This is a genomic window from Serratia sp. szju (assembly GCF_044594185.1).
Classification (GTDB): Bacteria; Pseudomonadota; Gammaproteobacteria; order Enterobacterales; family Enterobacteriaceae; genus Serratia; species Serratia bockelmannii.
This window is the reverse complement of record NZ_CP172576.1, coordinates 4858491-4879401: the sequence shown is the minus strand read 5'-3', so window position 1 is coordinate 4879401 and position 20911 is coordinate 4858491. Positions and strand designations below refer to the sequence as shown.

Annotated in this window: 16 protein-coding genes; 12 read left to right on the top strand and 4 right to left on the bottom strand. The window is 51.4% G+C overall.

Annotation, left to right across the window (positions count from 1 at the left end):
- Positions 1 to 16: 16 nt before the first annotated feature.
- On the bottom strand, positions 17 to 1084 hold the full coding sequence (locus RE418_RS23070; protein ID WP_049205821.1) for a sugar ABC transporter substrate-binding protein: 1068 nt from the start codon (positions 1082 to 1084) through the stop codon (positions 17 to 19).
- A 222-nt stretch (positions 1085 to 1306) separates the two neighbouring features.
- The gene (gene metG, locus RE418_RS23065) at positions 1307 to 3334 is read right to left on the bottom strand and encodes a methionine--tRNA ligase (RefSeq protein ID WP_043142437.1); all 2028 of its coding nucleotides are present in this window, start codon (positions 3332 to 3334) and stop codon (positions 1307 to 1309) included.
- A 159-nt stretch (positions 3335 to 3493) separates the two neighbouring features.
- On the opposite strand from metG, the gene apbC reads away from it, so the two are divergent.
- Complete coding sequence (gene apbC, locus RE418_RS23060; protein ID WP_043142439.1) at positions 3494 to 4606, top strand: iron-sulfur cluster carrier protein ApbC; 1113 nt, start codon at positions 3494 to 3496, stop codon at positions 4604 to 4606.
- 44 nt (positions 4607 to 4650) lie between these two features.
- On the opposite strand, the gene RE418_RS23055 is transcribed toward apbC, so the two are convergent.
- Complete coding sequence (locus RE418_RS23055) at positions 4651 to 5280, bottom strand: phosphatase PAP2 family protein (RefSeq protein ID WP_025302159.1); 630 nt, start codon at positions 5278 to 5280, stop codon at positions 4651 to 4653.
- A gap of 230 nt (positions 5281 to 5510) precedes the next feature.
- On the opposite strand from RE418_RS23055, the gene udk reads away from it, so the two are divergent.
- The 4 genes from udk to dcuC all read left to right on the top strand — a co-directional run bounded on the left by udk (position 5511) and on the right by dcuC (position 10264).
- Complete coding sequence (gene udk / locus RE418_RS23050; RefSeq protein ID WP_004938922.1) at positions 5511 to 6152, top strand: uridine kinase; 642 nt, start codon at positions 5511 to 5513, stop codon at positions 6150 to 6152.
- A 125-nt stretch (positions 6153 to 6277) separates the two neighbouring features.
- Complete coding sequence (dcd, locus tag RE418_RS23045) at positions 6278 to 6859, top strand: dCTP deaminase (protein ID WP_019454407.1); 582 nt, start codon at positions 6278 to 6280, stop codon at positions 6857 to 6859.
- Positions 6860 to 6903: 44 nt separating this feature from the next.
- Positions 6904 to 8736 carry an outer membrane assembly protein AsmA gene (asmA, locus tag RE418_RS23040; protein WP_043142441.1) on the top strand — a complete coding sequence of 611 codons (1833 nt, stop codon included), beginning with the start codon at positions 6904 to 6906 and terminating at the stop codon, positions 8734 to 8736.
- Between the two features lie 175 nt (positions 8737 to 8911).
- On the top strand, positions 8912 to 10264 hold the full coding sequence (gene dcuC / locus RE418_RS23035; RefSeq protein ID WP_089180705.1) for an anaerobic C4-dicarboxylate transporter DcuC: 1353 nt from the start codon (positions 8912 to 8914) through the stop codon (positions 10262 to 10264).
- A 31-nt stretch (positions 10265 to 10295) separates the two neighbouring features.
- On the opposite strand, the gene RE418_RS23030 is transcribed toward dcuC, so the two are convergent.
- The gene (locus tag RE418_RS23030; RefSeq protein WP_043142445.1) at positions 10296 to 11879 is read right to left on the bottom strand and encodes a TerC family protein; all 1584 of its coding nucleotides are present in this window, start codon (positions 11877 to 11879) and stop codon (positions 10296 to 10298) included.
- A gap of 609 nt (positions 11880 to 12488) precedes the next feature.
- Between RE418_RS23030 and galU the strand changes: the two genes are divergently transcribed.
- The 7 genes from galU (at position 12489) to RE418_RS22995 (ending at position 20899) form a co-directional block, all read left to right on the top strand.
- Positions 12489 to 13385, top strand: a complete 897-nt coding sequence (gene galU, locus RE418_RS23025) for a UTP--glucose-1-phosphate uridylyltransferase GalU (protein ID WP_043142457.1) — start codon at positions 12489 to 12491, stop codon at positions 13383 to 13385.
- Positions 13386 to 13438: 53 nt separating this feature from the next.
- Positions 13439 to 14332: a sugar phosphate nucleotidyltransferase gene (locus RE418_RS23020; RefSeq protein ID WP_089180706.1), complete on the top strand. Its 894-nt coding sequence runs from the start codon at positions 13439 to 13441 to the stop codon at positions 14330 to 14332.
- A gap of 274 nt (positions 14333 to 14606) precedes the next feature.
- Positions 14607 to 15743: a polysaccharide export protein gene (locus RE418_RS23015; protein WP_049296027.1), complete on the top strand. Its 1137-nt coding sequence runs from the start codon at positions 14607 to 14609 to the stop codon at positions 15741 to 15743.
- A 17-nt stretch (positions 15744 to 15760) separates the two neighbouring features.
- Positions 15761 to 16195 (top strand): protein-tyrosine-phosphatase, encoded by a 435-nt coding sequence (locus tag RE418_RS23010; RefSeq protein WP_049296029.1) that lies wholly within the window; start codon positions 15761 to 15763, stop codon positions 16193 to 16195.
- 15 nt (positions 16196 to 16210) lie between these two features.
- Entirely contained in the window at positions 16211 to 18406 is a 2196-nt protein-coding gene (locus RE418_RS23005) for a polysaccharide biosynthesis tyrosine autokinase (protein ID WP_049295284.1), read from the top strand.
- Between the two features lie 63 nt (positions 18407 to 18469).
- On the top strand, positions 18470 to 19579 hold the full coding sequence (locus tag RE418_RS23000) for a glycosyltransferase (protein WP_089180707.1): 1110 nt from the start codon (positions 18470 to 18472) through the stop codon (positions 19577 to 19579).
- A gap of 336 nt (positions 19580 to 19915) precedes the next feature.
- Complete coding sequence (locus RE418_RS22995; RefSeq protein ID WP_049295286.1) at positions 19916 to 20899, top strand: EpsG family protein; 984 nt, start codon at positions 19916 to 19918, stop codon at positions 20897 to 20899.
- Positions 20900 to 20911 lie beyond the last annotated feature (12 nt).

The following is a 20911-nucleotide window of genomic DNA, read 5'->3' as shown; positions in this document are numbered from 1 at the left end:
CTCGTCAAAAACAGCATTATTTACCGTGTTCGGCCTGCAGCGTGGCGAACCACGGTTGCACGAAGTCGCTGCTGCTGCCCCAGCCGGGGATGATCTTCGCCAGCCCGGCGACGTTGACCGGCCCCGGCTGCGCCAGCAGCAGCGCCTGCGGAATGACCGTCGCTTTGAACTGATAGCTGTCCGGCGTGCTTTCCCCGGCGATCTTGTTGGCCACCAGGCGCACGTTGACTGCGCCGATAAGCTTCGGATCCACCGCCACGCTGACCTGCCACGGGCTGCCGGCTTCGCGCATCAGCTGCAAGTCCTGGTTGGAGATATCGATGCTGTACAGCTTGATCTCGGTGCGGCCGTTCTCTTTCAACGCTTTGTAAGCGCCCTGAGTGAAGGCGTCCCAGGTGCCCCAGATGGCGTCGATCTTGCCTTTAGGGTATTTCGCCAGCACCGCGCCCACCTTGTTGGCGGTATCGCCCTGCACGTCGGATGAAACCGCGCCAATCGATTCCAGCTCGTGAATGCCCGGATGCTGTTTCAGCAGCTGCTGATAGGCGGCCTGGCGGCGTTCCATCGGTGGGAAGCCGGCTACCCAGAGTTTGATGATGTTGGCCTGGCCGTTGAAATCCTTCACTAACTGGCCGAAGGAGGCGTTGGCCAGCGAAGCGTCGTCCTGCTGCGAGACGGTGACGCCGGGAACGCTGCCACTGACGTCGGTATCGAACGCCGCGACGGCGATGCCGGCCGCCGCGATGCGTTTGACCAGCTCGGTGGAATAGGGGGCTCGCCCCTGTGAGAGAATGATGCCGTCATATTTCTGGCTGATAGCCTGGTTGACGAAGTCCTGGAAGCGCGCGTCGTCGCCGTTGCTGAGGAAGGTGTCCACCTTGAAGCCCAGCTTGCGTCCTTCCTGGATGGCACCCGCCAAAAATTGCGTGGTGTTGTCGTCGGAACCGAGGTTGCGGATCACCGCGATGCGCACCGGCCCCTGATGCTGAGCGATGGCAGCTGGCACGGCGGCGTTTTCCGCTGCCTGCAACGGCAGGGCAGCCAGCAGGCTGAGGGCGAGCAGCGAAGTCTTGACGTTTTTCATTATTATAGGCTCCAAAAAAGCAGGGAAACGATCCCGGTGAAGGTCTGTTATAGCAGTCTTTCTGTCTGGACGTCTATTTGTTGTTGCGGAGCATCATAGCGAGATGCGGCAGGCGAGGGAATCAGAGCGGTTATGACTTTTTCTTACTGCTTATAACGTCGGGTTTGAGACATTAAAAAAGGGCCGAGCAAGCTCGACCCTCGATGTTACGCACCGGTGCGGTTATTTGACCTGCATACCAGGCTGCGCGCCGCTGTCCGGGCTCAGCAGGAAGATCTCTTTCCCGCCAGGGCCCGCCGCCATCACCATGCCTTCCGAAACGCCGAAACGCATTTTGCGCGGCGCCAGGTTGGCGACCATGATGGTCAGACGGCCTTCCAGCGCTTTCGGATCCGGGTAAGCGGAGCGAATGCCGGAGAAGATCTGGCGCAGTTCGCCGCCCAGATCCAGCTGTAGTTTCAGCAGCTTGTCGGAGCCTTCGACAAAGTCGGCGCTCTTGATCAGAGCGATGCGCATGTCTACCTTGGCAAAGTCGTCGAAGGTGATGGTTTCCTGAATAGGATCATCGGCCAATGGACCGGTCACCGGTTTGGCGGCGGCCATGTCTTCCTTCGAGGCGTTGACCATCTCGCTGACCTTATCCAGATCGATACGGTTGAACAGCGCTTTGAATGCGTTCACCTGGTGGCCCAGCAGCGGTTGCGGGATTGCGTCCCAGCTCAGCTCGGCGTTGAGGAACGCTTCGGCGCGTTCGGTCAGCGAAGGCAGCACCGGCTTCAGGTAAGTCATCAGCACGCGGAACAGGTTGATGCCCATCGAGCAGATGGCCTGCAGATCGGCATCGCGGCCTTCTTCCTTCGCCACCACCCACGGCGCCTGTTCATCCACGTAACGGTTGGCCAGATCGGCCAGCGCCATGATTTCGCGGATCGCGCGGCTGAACTCGCGGCTGGCATAAGCTTCGGCGATGCTCTGCGCCGCGTCGACGAAGGTCTGGTACAACGCCGGATCGGCCAGGCTGTCGGCCAGCTTGCCGCCGAAGCGCTTGTTGATAAAGCCGGCGTTGCGCGAAGCGAGGTTCACCACCTTGTTGACAATGTCGGCGTTCACGCGCTGCACGAAGTCTTCCAGATTGAGATCGATGTCATCAATGCGTGAAGAGAGCTTGGCGGCGTAGTAATAGCGCAGGCAGTCGGCGTCGAGGTGCTGCAGGTAGGTGCCGGCCTTGATGAAGGTGCCGCGCGACTTGGACATCTTGGCGCCGTTCACCGTCACGTAACCGTGTACGAACAGGTTGGTCGGTTTGCGGAAGTTGCTGCCTTCCAGCATCGCCGGCCAGAACAGGCTGTGGAAGTAGACGATGTCCTTGCCGATGAAGTGATAGAGCTCGGTGGTGGCGTCTTTGCGCCAGAACTCGTCGAAGTCCAGATCGCCGCGTTTGTCGCACAGGTTCTTGAAGGAACCCATGTAGCCGATCGGTGCGTCCAGCCAGACGTAGAAGTATTTGCCCGGCGCATCCGGGATTTCGAAGCCGAAGTAAGGCGCATCGCGGGAGATGTCCCACTGCTGCAGGCCGGATTCGAACCACTCCTGCATCTTGTTCGCCACTTGCTCTTGCAGCGCGCCGGAGCGCGTCCACGCCTGCAGCATTTCGCTGAAGGCCGGCAGATCGAAGAAGAAGTGCTCGGAGTCGCGCATTACCGGCGTCGCGCCGGAAACCACGGACTTCGGATCGATCAGTTCCGTCGGGCTGTAGGTGGCGCCACACACTTCGCAGTTGTCGCCGTATTGGTCCGGCGATTTGCATTTCGGGCAGGTGCCCTTCACGAAACGGTCCGGCAGGAACATGCCTTTCTCCGGATCGTACAGCTGAGAAATGGTGCGGTTCTTGATAAAACCGTTTTCTTTCAGGCGGCTGTAAATCAGGGTGGACAGCTCACGGTTTTCATCGCTATGGGTCGAGTGATAGTTGTCATAGCTGATGCCAAAGCCGGCGAAATCCTGTTGGTGCTCCTGGCTCATCTGCGCGATCATTTCTTCCGGTTTTACGCCCAGCTGCTGCGCTTTCAGCATGATCGGCGTGCCGTGCGCGTCGTCCGCGCAAATGAAATGCACTTCGTGGCCGCGCATTCGTTGGTAACGCACCCAGATATCCGCCTGGATGTGCTCGAGCATGTGGCCGAGATGGATGGAACCATTTGCGTACGGTAGCGCGCACGTCACCAATAATTTTTTCGCGACTTGAGCCATAGTGAGAACTTGCTTTCTGTAATGAATAAAAGGGCCTTCGATGTTAACCGATCGCGCTCTTCGCTGCTAGGGCGGTTTCTTGCAGGTTATACGCGCCAGCCGCCGGGCAGTTCTGATATGCTTAGCCGGAAGCTACCCATTCAAAATCAAGGAGCCGGGATGAACGCAAAATCCCCTGAGCAGACCAACCCCGAAGTTCTGCGCGCCCTGGTGACCGGTGTACTGGCCGCCTTTGAACACCCGACGTTGAAAAACAACCTGACCGCATTGAAGGCTATCCATCACTGCGCGTTGCTGGACGATGTGCTGCATATCGAACTGACGATGCCGTTTGCCTGGCTGAGCGGCTTTGAAGCGCTGCAGGCAAGCGTTGGCCCCGAGCTGCTGCGCGTGACCGGCGCCAGCGCCATCGATTGGAAGCTTAAACACGATATCACGACGCTGAAGCGTGCCAACGGCCAGGCCGGTATCAAAGGCGTGCGCAATATCATCGCCGTCAGCTCCGGTAAAGGCGGGGTGGGGAAATCCACCACCGCCGTCAACCTGGCGCTGGCGCTGGTCGCCGAAGGGGCCAAGGTCGGCATTCTGGACGCCGACATATACGGCCCGTCGATCCCCAATATGCTGGGCACCGAACACGAGCGGCCGACTTCGCCGGACGGTCAACATATGGCACCAATCATGGCGCACGGCCTGGCGACCAACTCTATCGGCTATCTGGTGACCGACGACAATGCTATGGTGTGGCGCGGACCGATGGCCAGTAAGGCGCTGATGCAGCTGTTGCAGGATACGCTGTGGCCGGATCTGGATTATCTGGTGCTGGACATGCCGCCGGGTACCGGCGACATTCAGCTGACGCTGTCGCAGAACATTCCGGTGACCGGCGCACTGGTGGTTACCACCCCGCAGGATATCGCTTTGCTGGATGCCGCCAAGGGCATCGTGATGTTCGAGAAAGTGCATGTGCCGGTGCTGGGCATCGTGGAGAACATGAGCGTGCATATCTGCAGCAACTGCGGTCACCATGAGCCGATTTTCGGCACCGGTGGCGCCGAGAAGCTGGTGCAGAAATACAACAGTCGTCTGCTGGGGCAGATGCCGTTGCATATTTCGCTGCGTGAAGATCTGGATCGCGGTACGCCGACGGTGATCAGCCGACCGGACAGCGAATTCGCCGACATGTATCGTCAATTGGCCGGCCGTGTGGCTGCGCAGATGTATTGGCAGGGCGAGGCGATCCCGACAGAGATTGCGTTCCGCGCGCTGTAATCAGCCTATCGCAATGCAAGAACCCGGCTTAAACGCCGGGTTTTTTATAGGATGCGGGCAGGGTTGTGCAAATCTGCCCGGGTATAAGGACGTTCGATCTGTGCCAGCGTTTTGGCGATATGCTCCAGCAATCCCTGGGTGGGAGCCGGCTGCCGCTGTCCCATAAGCGCCAATGGCAAGGCCAGCGCGATGGCGAAGTGCGGCCAAGAGAGATGCGGGCGCGTTTTGCTCCGCTGCAACCACAGGAACAGTGCGCTGGCCAGGTAGCCTAAAATCAGCCCGCTGATCACCTCAGATACCGAGTGCACGCGAATTTCCAGCCGCGAAACGCCGATGGCGAAAGGTAATATCCACCCGGTCAGTAAAGCGATGCTACGTATGGGGTGGGAAAAGCGACCGGTCAACGTCCAAAGCAATGGCGGCCAGATGCTTGCCGCGAGGGCTGAATGGCCGCTGAATCCGGTGAAGTCATAACTTGCGCTACCAATGCCCCAGCCCATAAAGGCCAGTTTGGACAGGCAGACCAGCCCGCCGGTGAAACCGAAGATCAGCGCCCATTGCCAGCCTGCCGCGCGAGTGGCGGGAGACGCGATCAGCAACAAAAACAGAATCAGCGCGCAGGGCAGCAGCAGCATGCTGTCGCCGAAAAAAGTCAGAAAATACCAATCCAGCACATCAATCTCCGATGAAAGGGGGCGGGGAGCAAAAGTCAGCGCCGTGGAGTGTAACCCGTTACGGCGCGTTGCCCTAGGCGTGAGATTCTTAAAATGCCGCTTGCCCGTGGCGTGACAGCCCGAATTCGCCCGCCGTTGCGCAATATACAGTGGCGCAAACCCCGGCGACTCCCTATAATTGTCGCGTTTTAGTTCCCCCCTTCACACTATGAAATCAGGTCTTTAATTTTATGACTGACAATCCGCATCAGTGCGTCATTATTGGTATAGCTGGCGCATCTGCCTCCGGAAAAAGCCTTATCGCCAGCACGTTGTACCGCGAACTCCGCGAGCAGGTCGGCGATGAGCACATCGGCGTTATTCCAGAAGACAGTTACTATAAAGACCAGACTCACCTGACCATGGAAGAACGGGTCAAAACCAACTACGACCACCCGAGCGCCATGGATCACAACCTGCTGTTCCAGCATCTGCAGATGCTGAAGGCCGGTAAGGCGATCGAGCTGCCGCTGTACAGCTACACCGAACACACGCGCAAGAAAGAAACTGTCCACCTGGAACCTAAAAAAGTCATTATTCTGGAAGGGATCTTGCTGCTGACGGATATCCGCCTGCGCCAGGAAATGAACTTCTCGATCTTTGTCGACACGCCATTGGATATCTGCCTGATGCGCCGCATGAAGCGCGACGTCAACGAGCGCGGCCGCTCGATGGATTCGGTGATGGCGCAATACCAGAAGACCGTGCGCCCGATGTTCCTGCAATTTATCGAACCTTCCAAACAATACGCCGATATCATCGTCCCGCGCGGTGGCAAAAACCGCATCGCGATCGATATTCTGAAAGCCAAAATCAGCCAATTCTTTGAATAATGCCGCTTAATGGCCGGAAATGTGTATTTCCGGCCGGTGGCCAACTATTTGCACCCCGGCGTAGACCTTTCGCCCGTTGTGTGGCAATTTTTGTTTAGTTATGCGTTTTGATGGAGAAGAAAGACATGAGACTGTGCGACCGCGATATAGAAGCCTGGCTGGATAGCGAGAAACTGGTGATTTCCCCGCGCCCGCCGCTCGAACGCATCAACGGGGCCACAGTAGATGTCCGTTTGGGCAATCAGTTCCGCGTGTTCAGTGGCCATACCGCGCCTTTTATCGATCTTAGCGGGCCGAAAGACGAAGTCAGCGCCGCGCTGGATCGCGTGATGAGCGACGAGATTGTCCTGCCGGAAGGCGAGGCGTTCTTCCTTCATCCTGGCGAGCTGGCCCTGGCGGTGACGTTCGAATCCGTGACGCTGCCGGACGATCTGGTGGGTTGGCTCGACGGCCGTTCTTCTTTGGCGCGCCTGGGGCTGATGGTGCACGTCACTGCGCACCGTATCGATCCGGGTTGGCACGGCCGCATCGTGCTGGAATTTTACAACTCCGGCAAGCTGCCGCTGGCGCTGCGGCCGGGGATGCTGATCGGGGCCTTGAGCTTTGAGCCATTGTCCGGCCCGGCGGCCCGGCCATACAACAGCCGCCAGGACGCAAAATATCGCGATCAGCAGGGCGCAGTAGCCAGTCGAATCGACAAGGACTAACGGCGCGGAATGCACCGTCGGTGTGGCGCTGACAAGAGGGTGGCATGAGAAGATTACTGACGACATTGGCGATTTTACTGGTGGTCGTGGTGGCGGGGATGTCCGCGCTGGTACTGCTGGTCAATCCGAATGATTTTCGCGGCTACATGGTCAAAAAGGTCGAGCAGAAGAGCGGCTACCAGCTGACGCTCGAAGGCGACCTGCGGTGGCATATCTGGCCGCAGCTCAGCATCCTGGCCGGCCGCATGACGCTAACTGCACCGGGTGCCAAAGCGCCGGTGGTGAGTGCGGAAAACATGCGCCTCGATGTCAAACTGTTGCCGCTGCTGTCGCATCAGCTGTTTGTGAAGCAGGTGATGTTGAAAAACGCGGTTATTCGCCTCACGCCCGACAGCGAAGAGCACTCGCAGGTGGACGCCCCGATCGCACCCGCCGGTAGCGGTACTGACGCGGCAGACGCGGCCTGGAAGTTCGATATCGATAACCTTCGGGTGGTGGACAGCCTGCTGATTTGGCAGCGTGCCGATAACGAACAAATCAATGTCCGGAATATCAATCTCACTCTGCAACAAACGGAGAAACGCCAGGCGCAGCTGGAACTTTCCAGCCGGGTCAACCGCGATCAGCGTGACCTGACCTTCAGCATGGCGGCCGATGTCGATCTGCAGCAGTTCCCACGCCAGATTGGCGCCAAAGTGACCCAGTTCAATTACCAACTGGCGGGCGCGGATATTCTGAACGGCGGTATTCAGGGAGAGGGTAATGCGCAGGTGGTCTATCAGCAGACGCCGGCGCAGATTGCCGTCAGCCAGCTGAACGTCAGCGCCAATAACAGTCAGTTGACCGGCGATATCAGCGCCACGCTGGGACCCGTGCCCGGCTATGTGGTGAACCTCAATTCGGCTAACCTCGATCTCGACGCGCTTTCCGGCTGGCAATCCAGCACCACTACCGCCGAGCAGCCCGCCGTGACTTCCGCGCCGGTGATCGCCAGCCAGGTTGACGATCGGCAGCAAAACCTGGAGGCGCTGCGCGATTTCACTGCACAGTTGAACCTGCAGGCGGCACAGGTAACCTATCGCGGTATGAACGTTACCCAGTTGGCCGTTACGGCGGATAACCAACGCGGCCTGCTGACGTTGCACAAGCTTGCCGGGCAATTGGCCGGCGGAGATTTCTCCTTGCCGGGAACGCTCGACGCGCGCGGCAATAAACCGGTGATAAGCGTGCAACCGGTGCTGAATCAGGTTGAGCTTGGCACGGTGCTCAAGGCATTCGATATGCCGCAGATGCTCACCGGCAAGTTCAGCATGAACGGGGATCTGACCGGCGATCGCCTCTCTTCACAGGCATTTGAGCGCCGCTGGCGCGGTACGGCGCAGCTGGCGATGCAGGATGCCCAGCTGCACGGTTTGAATATTCAGCAGCTGATACAGCAGGCGGTGGCGCGTAATGATAACAGCGTGCGCGGGCAAGATAGCTATCAGCGCTATACCGAAGTCAAAAGCGTCTCGGCGCAGGCCAGCCTGAATCAGGGCACGGTCAAACTCAGCGGCCTGACGGCGGATTCGCCATTGCTGGCGCTGACCGGCGCCGGTAGCATCAATATGCCGGGCAAACAGTGCGACATGGCACTCAACGTGCGCGTCACTGGCGGTTGGCAAGGGCGCGGCGAGCTGATTGAGCAACTGCAAAAAACGCCGATCCCGCTGCGGGTCTATGGGCCTTGGCAACAGCTGAATTATCAACTGCAGGTCGATCAAGTGCTGCGCAAAACGCTGCAGGATCGGGCCAAGGATGCGTTGAACAAGTGGGCTGAAAAGAACAAGGATTCGCGCGAAGGCCAGGATCTGAAGAAGTTGCTCGACAAGCTGTAATTCCTCCTGACGCGGGCCGCATTGGGGCCCGCGTCAATATCGATGTTTCCCACGATAATTTCTCTCCGTTACCTTGATGAAGGTCATGAAGACTCGCGCGCAGTTTGTGCAGAGTAAGAGCCTGTTCTGCTAAGGCTATGCGCCTGAGCGCGAAAACATGACGAGTTGAGGAAACATGATAGAGCTTCTTATTGGCGCCGTAGTAGCGGCGGGCGTGGGCCGTTACATCATCAAAGGGTATTCCGCCACCGGCGTTTTGATGGTGGGCGGGTTACTGCTGCTCGGTATTAGCGCCCTGATGGGGAAAACGCTGTTGCCATCCGGCGCGGCGTCTACCGGCTGGCGCGCGACCGACATGATCGAGTACGTCAAGATCTTGCTGATGAGCCGCGGCGGCGATCTCGGCATGATGATCATGATGCTGTGCGGCTTTGCCGCGTACATGACGCATATCGGCGCTAACGACGTGGTGGTCAAGCTGGCCTCGCGCCCTTTGCAGATGATCAACTCGCCTTATCTGCTGATGGTGGCGGCCTATTTTGTCGCTTGCCTGATGTCATTGGCGGTCTCTTCCGCCACCGGCCTCGGCGTATTGCTGATGGCGACGCTGTTCCCGTTGATGGTGAACGTTGGCATCAGCCGTGGTGCGGCGGCAGCCATTTGCGCTTCGCCGGCGGCGATTATTCTGGCGCCGACCTCCGGCGACGTGGTGTTGGCGGCCAAGGCGGCGGAGATGCCGCTGGTGGACTTCGCGTTCAAAACCACGCTGCCGATCTCGATTGCCGCCATCGTCTGCATGGCCGTGGCGCACTTTTTCTGGCAGCGCTATCTCGACAAAAAGAACAATGAACAGCATCACATCATGGACGTCAGCGAAATCAACACCCACGCGCCGGGGTTTTATGCGATTTTGCCGTTTACGCCGATCCTCGGCGTGCTGATTTTCGACGGAAAATGGGGGCCGGAGCTGCACATCATTACCGTACTGGTCGGGTGCATACTGTTGGCAGCCGTGATCGAGTTTGTGCGCAGCTTCAGCGCCAAACAGGTGTTCAGCGGCCTGGAAGTGGCCTATCGCGGCATGGCGGACGCTTTCGCCAGCGTGGTGATGTTGCTGGTGGCCGCGGGTGTGTTCGCGCAGGGGTTGAGCACCGTCGGCTTTATCAGCGGATTGATCGGGCTGGCGCAGTCGTTCGGCACCGGCGGTTTGATCATGATGTTGGTGCTGGTGGTGATCACCATGCTGGCGGCCATGACCACCGGTTCCGGCAATGCGCCGTTCTATGCGTTTGTCGAACTGATCCCGAAACTGGCGGCGCAGATGGGCGTGAATCCGGCCTATCTGGTGATCCCGATGCTGCAGGCGTCTAACCTCGGCCGCACGCTGTCACCGGTCTCCGGCGTGGTGGTGGCGGTTTCCGGTATGGCGAAAATCTCGCCGTTCGACGTGGTGAAACGCACGTCGGTGCCGGTGATTGTCGGGTTGGTAGTCGTGATCGTGGCGACCGAGCTGTTGGTTCCCCAGTAAAAGAAAGGCCGGGCGATACCCGGCCTCAATGCTAAACCTCGTAGTCCTCCGGTGGGGGAGGCGGGGTGATCTTCACTTTCAGGATGCGGTGGCTGTTGACCTCCAGCGGTTCGAACAGATAGTCACCGATCTTGATTTGCTCGCCTTCTTGCGGCACACGCTGGCTGTGCTCCATCAGCAGCCCCGCCAGCGTGTGGTATTCGCGCTTTTCTTCCAGCGGCATCGGCAGGTACAGCACCAGATCTTCCAGCGGCATATAGCCGTTGGCAATCCAGCTACCGTCTTCGTTTTGCTGAATGTCATGGCGTGCGTCCACCTCTTCGCCAGCCTCCGGCAGATTGCCGGCGATGGTTTCCATCACGTCCGTCAGGGTGACGATACCTTCGACGGAGCCGAACTCGTCGACCACAAAGGCAAAGTGCGTCTGCGCCTGGCGGAACTGCTCCAGGGCGCTTAACAGCGTGAGCTGTTCCGGGAAGATCAGCGGTTGGCGTATCAGCGCGCGCAGATCCAGCGGCGCCTGCGCCAACTGCTGTTTGAGGACGTCGATAGTATGGATAACGCCCAGCGGTTCGTCGCTGGCGCTGCTTTCCACCACCACGATGCGCGTGTGCTGATTACGCTCCAGCAACTGCGTCAGTTTCTCCTGCGGATCGTTTAGCTCAAGGTATTCGACGTCGTGACGCGAGGTCATGATGCTGCTGACCGTGCGCTGCGCCATGCCGAGTACGCGTTCGATCATGCGCCGTTCCTGCTGATTGAAGATCTCGCCGCTTTCGCTGTCGCTATCGGCCAGCAGGTTCGCGGAGTGGCTGTCGACCTCTGCTTCTTCATGTTTGCCGCTCAGCATACGCAACACCGCCTCGGCGGTGCGTTCGCGCAGTGGCCGCACCTTTGACAGGAAGCGACGGCGGTTGAACTGCGCCAGCTGGTTCAGCGCCTCGATCATTACCGAGAAGCCGATCGCTGCGTAGAGGTAGCCTTTCGGAATATGATAGCCGAAGCCCTCCGCCACCAGGCTAAAGCCAATCATCAGCAGGAAGCTCAGGCACAGGATAACGATAGTCGGGTGAGCGTTGACGAAGCGTGTCAACGGCTTGCTGGCCAGCAGCATCAGACCGATGGCGATGCAGACCGCGATCATCATCACCGCCAGATGATCGACCATGCCGACCGCGGTGATCACCGAGTCGAGCGAGAAGACGGCGTCCAGCACCACGATCTGCGCCACGACCGGCCAGAAACGTGCGCCTTTGCGCGCGCCATGCTGCTCTTCATCCTTGCCTTCCAGCCGCTCATTGAGCTCCATGGTGGCTTTGAACAGCAGGAATATCCCGCCGACCAGCATGATCAGATCGCGGCCGCTGAAGGGGTGCTCCGCGACGATGAACATCGGTTTGGTCAGCGTCGCCAGCCACGAGATGGAGGCGAGCAGAGCCAGACGCATGACCAGCGCCAGCAACAGACCGACGACACGGGCCTTATCTCGTTGTTGTTTCGGTAGTTTGTCCGCCAGAATGGCGATGAAGACAAGGTTGTCTATACCCAGCACGATTTCCAGCACGACCAAAGTGGCCAGGCCGGCCCAAATTGTTGGATCAGCGATCCATTCCATACGCCCAATTTCACCTGTAAGTTCTACGGCTTATGCCGCACGGGAATGATGGGCGCTGAGGCGGCAAAATTCAACTTTAATCGGGAGGACGTGGATCAGCACAGGCGTATTGCCGTAAACATCGATCGGCGCCGAGTGGCCCAAGGAATCAAGGGCCGAGGGAGCAAATATCTGCCGGGATGCCATGCGCTCAGAAAAGAAACGTCTTATTAAATATATTTAAATCAAAATATTAAAACAATTTTCTTCAACTATGATTCTTATCGGTATGTGGCATGAGTAGTCTTATTCTGAAAACGGCTGACTGGGGGGATCTAAGGCTTGTATCACTTAGGCATTAGTATAAGAATCTTAGTCATATAACGGCAGTAACTAACATCGTTTGGTTATAAAGGCACCGATTTTTTTATTTTTTTGTGAACAGCATGGCAGTTCAAACGAAGAATGAGTGCCGTTTTGCATAAAAATTACTGGCTCATACAATGACGTGGGTGGATGCGTCAATACAGTACTTTGGTAGCTGCAAGCCAAGGGCGGTAGCGTGCCTGATTGAATCCCCTTGTTCACGCTGCACAGGTGAGTGCAGCGCTACGATGAATTGGAATGAAAATGCAAACAAGACTTAAGGCAGTGATCCCCGTTGCGGGCTTGGGAACCCGTATGTTGCCAGCGACCAAGGCTATTCCTAAAGAAATGTTGCCCGTGGTCGATAAGCCCTTAATCCAGTACATTGTTGCTGAATGCGTCGCGGCGGGGATTAAAGATATCGTATTGGTCACGCATTCATCGAAAAACGCGATTGAAAACCATTTTGACACTTCTTTTGAGCTGGAGGCCATGCTCGAAGCGCGCGTGAAGCGTCAGCTCCTGAGTGAAGTGCAAAGTATTTGTCCGCCGGATGTTACCGTGATGCAGGTGCGTCAGGGACAGGCGAAAGGGTTGGGGCATGCGGTGCTTTGCGCCAAACCAATGGTGGGTGATTCTCCTTTCGTTGTGCTGTTACCCGATGTTTTATTGGATGATTCTACGGCGGATTTGCGTAAAGAAAATCTGGCTAAAATGATCCAACGTTTTGATGATACGGGTTATAGCCAAATCATGGTTGAACCGGTGCCGGAACAAGATGTGTCCAAATATGGTGTGGTAGATTGCGCAGGCGCGACGATAGCTGCTGGAGAAAGCGCACCGATGACGGCGGTGGTTGAGAAGCCGGCCCGTGAGGATGCACCTTCCAATTTAGCGGTTGTCGGCCGGTATGTACTTTCAGCAGAAATTTGGCCGCTGCTTGAAAAGACCGCTCCTGGCGCAGGCGACGAGATCCAACTGACCGACGCGATCGCGATGTTGATGAAAGAGCAAACGGTGGAAGCGTTCCATATGAGCGGTAAATCCCATGATTGCGGTGACAAGCTTGGTTATATGAAGGCGTTTGTGCAATATGGTCTGCGTCACGGTTCGGAAGGCGAAAACTTCACCCGCTGGTTGAAGCAGACGTTGGGAAAGTAACAGGTTGTCGCCACCGCGGCTGAGAGCGAACACGAGAATGAATGAGGTTTACCATGACGAAGTTGAAAGCGGTTATTCCCGTTGCCGGATTGGGCATGCGCATGCTGCCGGCGACCAAAGCGATTCCGAAAGAGATGTTGCCAATCGTTGATAAACCGTTGATTCAATACATTGTCAACGAATGCGTCGCGGCAGGGATCAAAGAGATCATCCTGGTGACGCATTCTTCCAAGAACGCCATCGAAAACCATTTCGATACCTCATTCGAGCTGGAGGCGATGCTGGAGGCCCGTGTGAAGCGGCAGCTGTTGGATGAAGTGCAGTCGATAACGCCAAAAGGCGTGACGCTGATGCACATTCGCCAGGGGCAACCAAAAGGACTGGGACATGCCGTTCTCTGCGCTAAACCGTTGGTCGGTGATTCGCCGTTTGTTGTTCTGTTGCCAGATGTTTTGCTTGACGATGCCAAGGCTGACCTGAGAAGAGATAATTTGCCGCATCTTATTTCTCGTTTCGAAGAAACGGGCCATAGCCAGATACTGGTTCAAACGGTCGACGAGCATACTCTGCGTGAGTATTCTGTTGTCGAATGTGAGAATAACGCACTGCAACCTGGCGATTCTTCACGTATCAGTTCAATAATCGAGAAGCCGGGACGCGATGTTCCGCTAAAATCAAACTACTCAGCCGTTGGGCGATATGTGCTATCTGCGGATATTTGGCCTATTCTCGAGAAAATTGAGCCGGGCGCTTGGGGACGCATTCAGCTGACAGATGCTATTGCTGAGCTGACTCAGCAGCAAATAGTAGAGGCCACTGAATTGGTTGGTGAGTCGTTCAATTGCGGTGAGAAGATGGGCTATCTGCGGGCATTCGTGACTTACGGATTGCGCCATCCTACGCAGGGTAAAGCCTTCCGCGAGTGGGCAGAAGAACTTTCTTTGTAAAGCTTCTCTCGATACCTCCATGGCTGTCGTGGCACAGTATTGAAGCGATTGTGGCTAAGTTTAAGGCAAAACGATGGGACGGTCTTTTTTTTTAGAACTATGCAATAATGCTCCGAGAGTCTAAGCCTAACAAATCTGAATTCAACGCTTGCTCAATGAAAGTGTCTTTTAAAGCGACTTGCGCAAGTGTTGATAACTCATTTTGCTAAGTGCCATGGTTGGCCTGGGGCTTGGCATTGCATGCATTTTTTACTTTGAAAGTGATGATAACTCGATGGCAAAAAAACAATGGAAACTGATACCGCTCTTGGTATCCATCAGTGTGGTTAGCGGCTGTACTATCGTGCCGGGCTCTCATCTTTCAACCAGTGGTAAAGAGGTTGTCAAACAGCAAGATAGCGATTTTAACCTTGATAAATTGGTTAATATTTACCCGGTGACGCCAGGTCTAATCGAGAAGCTACGATCGAAACCAGTGGTTGCACAGCCTAATTCCTCGCTTGAACGGGAATTGCAAAATTACGAATACCGCATTGGTGTCGGCGATGTGTTGATGGTGACAGTATGGGATCACCCAGAACTGACGACTCCTGCGGGGCAGTACCGTAGCGCGAGTGATACAGGCAACTGGGTGAACTCAGACGGAACAATTTTTTATCCTTACATCGGTAAAGTTAAGGTGTTAGGAAAAACAGTTAATCAAGTACGCAATGACATTGCCTCTCGGCTAGCACAGTATATCGAGAGTCCGCAGGTTGATGTCAGCATCGCAGCATTTCGTTCTCAAAAAGCGTATGTGACGGGAGAAGTAACAAAATCCGGTCAACAGCCGATTACCAATGTGCCATTGACGGTAATGGATGCGATCAACTCAGCGGGGGGACTATCAGAAAACGCAGATTGGCGAAATGTTGTGCTCACCCACAATGGGCAAAAAATCAGTATTTCGCTGCAAGCATTGATGCAAAAAGGGGATCTCACTCAGAACCGTTTGCTTTATCCTGGGGATATCCTTTATGTCCCTCGAAACGATGACTTGAAAGTATTCGTAATGGGTGAAGTTAAAAAGCAGACCACGTTGAAAATGGATCGCAGTGGTATGACGTTGACTGAGGCATTAGGAAATGCAAATGGGATGGACCAAACGTTTTCTGATGCAACTGGTGTATTTGTCATCCGTCCGCTAGGAGGAACTGAAGGTAAGAAATTGGCAAATATTTATCAGTTGAATGCATCCGATGCAGCGGCAATGGTAATGGGGACAGAATTTCATCTTAAACCCTACGATATCGTATATGTTACAACAGCGCCAGTTGTTCGTTGGAATCGGGTCATTAGTCAGTTAGTACCTACAATTTCTGGCTTCAACGACCTTACCGAAGGAACGCTTCGTATCCGTAATTGGCCTTAGAAATAAATGGTATGGGTATGTTTAATTCGATTCTAGTTGTTTGTGTTGGCAACATTTGTCGCTCTCCTACAGGAGAGCGGTTATTGCGAAACTGTTTGCCCGAAAAAAAAATTAGTTCTGCAGGCCTTGGTGCTATGGTAGGAAAGCCAGCTGATGAAATGGCTCAAGAGGTGGCTTTATCGCATGAGTTGTCTCTAGAAAATCATGAAGGCAAGCAATTAACGGCGAAGATGTGCCGCGAATTTGATCTTATTCTTGTTATGGAGAAAAGTCATATCGAGGCCGTATGTCGTTTAGCTCCCGAGGTGAGAGGTAAAACGATGCTTTTCGGCCACTGGATAGGGCAGCGTGAAATTGCGGATCCATATCGCCAAAGTCGAGAAGCTTTTGAGTTCGTTTACGGCCTTCTTGAACAGTCAGCTCAGAAATGGGCTTTAGCATTACGCCGATAGTCAGTGGGATTTATAATGTTAAACAAGAATACAGTAAAAAACGTCGGTAACGAAAAATCCGATGAATTTGACTTGGGAAGGTTGCTTGGTGAGATAATTGATCATCGTTGGTTAATTACTGGCATTACTACGGCCTTCTTAACTTTAAGTATACTATTTTGTGTTTTTTCTACTCCTATATATCGTGCAAATGCTTTAATTCAAGTCGAGCAAAAGCAGGGCAATGCGATTTTGGACAACTTAAGTCAAATGTTGCCTGACAGACAACCTCAGTCTGCTCCCGAAATTTCTTTGTTGCAATCACGAATGATTCTTGGAAAAACTGTCAGTGATCTGAATCTACAAATAGTCGCAGAACAGAACTACTTCCCACTATTTGGTCAGGGGTTTAATCGTTTAGTCGGGAATAAACCTGGTGAGATTAAGATTAGTCACTTAAGCATTCCGAAACTAAATGACGAAGATAAAAATCGTGATTTGAAAATTGTGGTGTTAGAGGGGGGGAAATTCAAAATAGTGAGTGACCGCTTTGAGGATGTTGCTCAGGTTGGTGTTGACTTCAACAAAGATGGTGTTTCTCTGACTGTTGACAAAATAGATGCACCAGTCGGGACGGAATTTAACGTTCAACTTTTAACTCAGCTAGAAGCGATCGTTAATTTACAAAAAGATTTTACCGTTGAAGAGCAGGGCAAAGATACAGGGATGCTTAATCTGGCCATGACAGGGGACGATCCTCAATTAATCGGGAAGATATTAGAAAGTATCAGTCGGAATTACTTACAGCAAAATATTGATCGCCAGGCAGCGCAAGACTCAAAAAGTCTTGATTTCCTAGATCAGAAAATCCCTAAGGTACGTTCTGAACTTTATTTAGCTGAGGACAAACTAAATTCTTATCGGCGCCAAAAAGATTCTGTTGATTTAAATTTGGAAGCTCAATCTGTACTGAATCGTATAGTTAATGTGGATAACCAGTTAAATGAACTGACGTTTAAAGAAGCAGAGATCTCTCAACTTTATACAAAGGATCACCCGACATATAACGCGCTGATGCAGAAAAGGGAAACGTTGCAACAAGAGAAGTCAAAACTTAATAAGCAAATCTCGGCAATGCCAGCAACTCAACAAGAAGTGTTGAGACTCAGTAGAGATGTAGAATCTGGTAGAGCTGTCTATATGCAGCTCTTAAATAGGCAGCAAGAGTTGAATATTGCTAAGTCGAGTGCTATTGGTAATGTTCGAATCATTGACAATGCTATTACTGAGCCTAAACCAGTAAAACCCAAAAAAGCATTGATAGTTATTATTGGTGTCTTCTTGGGTGGTTTTATTTCTATCGGTGTTGTTTTGGTTAACGTCTTCTTACGCAGAGGAATTGAATCTCCAGAACAATTGGAGGAGCAAGGAATTAATGTGTATGCCAGTATTCCTGTTTCTGAATGGCTGCAAAAAAACACCCTGAGCAAGGCAAAAAGTAAGCGGCTGACGATGAGTCAGAGACGAATAAATGAATCTGGAGCATTCCTGGCCGTTGAGAACCCTGCAGATTTAGCTATCGAGGCTATTCGTGGCCTTCGGACAAGTTTACATTTTGCGATGATGGAATCAGCAAATAATGCAGTTATGATTTCAGGTGCGAGCCCAAGTGCTGGTAAGACTTTTGTCAGCACGAATTTAGCTTCAGTTATTGCTCAAAGTCATCAGAAAGTATTACTTATCGATGCCGATATGAGAAAGGGTTACGTACATAAACTCTTCAATGTAAATAACGATAACGGTTTATCTGACTACCTTGTAGGGAAAGCCAAGTTAGAAGATGCTATCAAACCTGTAAAAAACGCTGGTTTTGATTTCATCTCAAGAGGGCAAGTACCGCCAAATCCAGCTGAACTACTAATGCATGATCGTTTTAAAGAGTTGCTGGAGTGGGCTACAAAAACATATGATTTGGTCATGATCGATACACCACCGATTTTGGCCGTAACAGATGCCGCGATTATAGGTCGATATGCAGGGACCACTCTACTTGTTGCACGCTTTGAAAATAATACAGTTAAGGAAATTGATGTTAGTATCAAGCGTTTTGAGCAAAGTGGTGTTCCAGTAAAAGGATGTATCTTGAACGGCGTCGTGAAAAAAGTAAGTAGTTATTATGGCTATGGTTATAACTACTATGGATATAATTACGACGACAAGAAAAGCAATTAGATGATGGTAGCTGCCACTATTTGAAAAGTAGTGGCAGCTGTTTTCATATGATAAGGTGATTAAGTGATCTCGGGAAAAAAAATACTTATTTTAAGTCACACCCCCTCTATCTCTAATTTCAAAATTGGCAGCCATCATTATGCAAATCAATTGGCAAGAGCTGGGCATAATGTGACGTTCATGGGAACACCTTTCTCGTTAATGCACAAACTCACAGGAAAGAAATGCGTTGGTTTAGTTCAGATAAACGACTCTGTGAGGATTGATGAATTTAAGTTCATATTTCCAATAACGACCAAAAGAAATTGGTTCTTTATCTTCGTGAATAAGATAACTGACTTTCTTATTAGAATGGCTCAAGGTAGAAAATCACAGTACGACATTATTATTTGTGATTATCCATTTTTTGAACCATATATTAACGTCTTTAAATATAAAAATATCATTTATAGACCAACGGATAACTACAGTACGATGTCTGGAATTAAGGTGTTAACATATGAGAAAAAATTGATAGCTAAGGCAGATGCTGTCATTGCCACTTCAAATGAAGTCGCTGAATTCCTAAGCGAAAAAAATAAATTGAATAAAGACATTAAAGTTATAAATAATGGTTATGATGCTGAGTTTTTTTTCTCAGATGACAGCATTGAAAAGAAAGGTGCGATATATATAGGTGCAATAGATTATCGGTTTGATATAAAAGCAATGGAGTGCTTGGCAAGTAATTTTAAAAATGATGTTTTTGATATATACGGACCAATTTCAACAGAAATGGAAATCGAAATTAAGAGGATTGAATCTGAACATAGTAATATAAAATTCCACGGTCCGATCAGTTATAACAAAACAGCTGAGAAATTAAGACAAGCTAAAGTCGGTTTGCTGCCGTTGAATGATTCTGATGCTAACAAAGGTCGAAGCCCAATGAAGTTATGGGAATATGCGGCATCTGGATTGAATGTTTTATACAGAGGGGTTAATCTTGATTATAAAAAAGATGTTTCCTTCTTATATGAATATGCAGACTATGATGATTTATTGCTTATGTATAAAAATGCATATTCAGCTGATTTTACAAAATCAAACCAAGACATGGTGGAAAAACAATCTTGGGTTGAGAAGACAAATAAATTGCAAGATATTATAAAAGAAATATTTAATGGGAAATGAGTCTGTTCTTGTCAGTTTTAATTGGGTGCTAAATATGATGAGTAATAACGCGGATGGTTTTAAAACTGCATGGCTCTTATGTGTTGAATTTTAAAGGTTCGGATGATGAATATAAATAAAATAGAGCTAAGATCATATGAGTTATTATTTGGCACTCTACTGATATCATCAGTTTTAGTGGGGGTATTTTCTCCCGTACTAGCATTCTATCTCTCTCTATCTCTTCTTGTTGTGTTTCCGACTTTTTTCTCAAATAGATATTTGAGAGTCTATTTAAGTGTCTTTGCAATCGTTTGTGGTTGCTTGATATTTGCGTCAAGATCGTACTTCCAATCTATGAGTGATGATTTTGCACATTACTATTCTGCATACCAAGAATTATTAAAAGGTGGCAGCATAGCCCAGTATTCGCAGGGGATAGAATTTCTAATATCACTATATTTCAAGATAACTATCATTCTGTTCGGAGAGCTAAAACCTGCTGCACTATTTTTCTTGGTTTCCTTTTTTAGCTGTTTTACATTTTATGTATGGCTTGAAAAATTCGGACTTGAGCAACTGGAAGAAACGAAACGGTCACTTTGTATCGCTTCATGCATTGGTTTCTTCATGTTTGCGCTATCGACGCAACTGATGCGCCAAATGATCGCGACACCTTTCCTTTTATTTGCTTTAAGCTACGGTCTTAGAAATATAAAAGGAATAATATTTATGTTTTTTGCTATAGGAGGACACCTATCGTCTCTTCCTATTTATGTAGTACTTAAAATATTTTTAAGTGACAATAAGAGAAGGCAATTTATAACGTTAGGGTTATTCCTTTTCTTTGGATTATTGTTTTCTTTACTTCTTAGTCAGTTGACGATTTTTTTCAACATCCCCGTAATCGGTGAGTTGGCAGCTAAATTACAGTATTATAATAACATAGCCAATAGAAATAGCGCGGAAGTTGGTAATACATTCTTAAAATATATGTTTGTTATGCTTGCTGGTTTCTTGCTTTTTGGACCTAAAAGTTCCAATTTCGAAATAATAAAAAAATTCTTTTATTTTTCTTGCCTCTCGTACTTATTCTTACTACCGATACCATTGCTGTCATCAAGAATATTCTTGGTTATGTCGGCAGTTGGATTAGGCTATTTCATGTTCTTCGCCTTTTACCGCATGGCCAATATATATAGAATACTTCTAATTTTGTATTTTATTGTGAGAGTTATAACATTAGGGCCATATTACACAGATAGAATGGATGGATTCGATCTTTGGTATAGTTACCCGTGGTATTCAACAGAGGCTTTTTACTATATCTACGCGCTCTAATGGATTAAAATA

What these genes read in the sequence shown, in the direction of transcription:
- RE418_RS23070 (WP_049205821.1), bottom strand. Translation starts at nt 1,084, where the DNA reads ATGAAAAACGTCAAGACTTCGCTGCTCGCCCTCAGCCTGCTGGCTGCC.
- metG (WP_043142437.1), bottom strand. Translation starts at nt 3,334, where the DNA reads ATGGCTCAAGTCGCGAAAAAATTATTGGTGACGTGCGCGCTACCGTAC.
- apbC (WP_043142439.1), top strand. Translation starts at nt 3,494, where the DNA reads ATGAACGCAAAATCCCCTGAGCAGACCAACCCCGAAGTTCTGCGCGCC.
- udk (WP_004938922.1), top strand. Translation starts at nt 5,511, where the DNA reads ATGACTGACAATCCGCATCAGTGCGTCATTATTGGTATAGCTGGCGCA.
- dcd (WP_019454407.1), top strand. Translation starts at nt 6,278, where the DNA reads ATGAGACTGTGCGACCGCGATATAGAAGCCTGGCTGGATAGCGAGAAA.
- asmA (WP_043142441.1), top strand. Translation starts at nt 6,904, where the DNA reads ATGAGAAGATTACTGACGACATTGGCGATTTTACTGGTGGTCGTGGTG.
- dcuC (WP_089180705.1), top strand. Translation starts at nt 8,912, where the DNA reads ATGATAGAGCTTCTTATTGGCGCCGTAGTAGCGGCGGGCGTGGGCCGT.
- RE418_RS23030 (WP_043142445.1), bottom strand. Translation starts at nt 11,879, where the DNA reads ATGGAATGGATCGCTGATCCAACAATTTGGGCCGGCCTGGCCACTTTG.
- galU (WP_043142457.1), top strand. Translation starts at nt 12,489, where the DNA reads ATGCAAACAAGACTTAAGGCAGTGATCCCCGTTGCGGGCTTGGGAACC.
- RE418_RS23020 (WP_089180706.1), top strand. Translation starts at nt 13,439, where the DNA reads ATGACGAAGTTGAAAGCGGTTATTCCCGTTGCCGGATTGGGCATGCGC.
- RE418_RS23015 (WP_049296027.1), top strand. Translation starts at nt 14,607, where the DNA reads ATGGCAAAAAAACAATGGAAACTGATACCGCTCTTGGTATCCATCAGT.
- RE418_RS23010 (WP_049296029.1), top strand. Translation starts at nt 15,761, where the DNA reads ATGTTTAATTCGATTCTAGTTGTTTGTGTTGGCAACATTTGTCGCTCT.
- RE418_RS23005 (WP_049295284.1), top strand. Translation starts at nt 16,211, where the DNA reads ATGTTAAACAAGAATACAGTAAAAAACGTCGGTAACGAAAAATCCGAT.
- RE418_RS22995 (WP_049295286.1), top strand. Translation starts at nt 19,916, where the DNA reads ATGAGTGATGATTTTGCACATTACTATTCTGCATACCAAGAATTATTA.